This window comes from Tamlana crocina (assembly GCF_012037625.1).
Genome location: NZ_JAAVJS010000181.1, coordinates 1 through 491 on the forward strand (window position 1 = coordinate 1; position 491 = coordinate 491).

The 491-nt window shown below is 45.8% G+C and carries 1 protein-coding gene; it reads right to left on the reverse strand.

What is annotated here, in order from left to right; all coding sequences use genetic code 11:
• Nucleotides 1-491 (reverse strand): HAD-IC family P-type ATPase (locus HC176_RS16235; protein WP_167920039.1); only part of this gene is annotated, 491 nt, incomplete at both ends.

Sequence of the window (491 nt, forward strand, 5' to 3'; positions counted from 1 at the left end):
CCCTGCCATGGCAACTTTTTTTCCTTGCTGCTGAAGTTTCGTTACCTCCTCCATCTTATCCTGTGGCAACATACCGGCTTTAAAACCTGAAAGATGCAACTCCTTAGCCACGGCAGCTGCTGTCACCTCGTTATCTCCGGTCAACATCACCACTTCGACACCGGCATCAATTAACTCTGAAATTGCCTGTCGGCTGGTCTTTTTTATGGGATCAGTAATAGTTACATAACCTGCAACCTTTCCTTCAACAGCAATATAAGAAACAGTTTTCCCCTGCTCCTGCTCAGTTTTTACCTGCTGCTGAAGATTTTTATCAACCTCAGCATTGATCTCCTGCATGAGCTTATCATTCCCTATGGCGATAGATTTTCCTTCTGAAGTTCCTGTAACTCCTTTTCCGGTAACCGCGTCGAAATCTGTGGCTTCAGGATATTTCAGGTTCTTTTCCTTCGCATAACGTACTGTGGCTTCTGCCAGCGGATGCTCGCTCT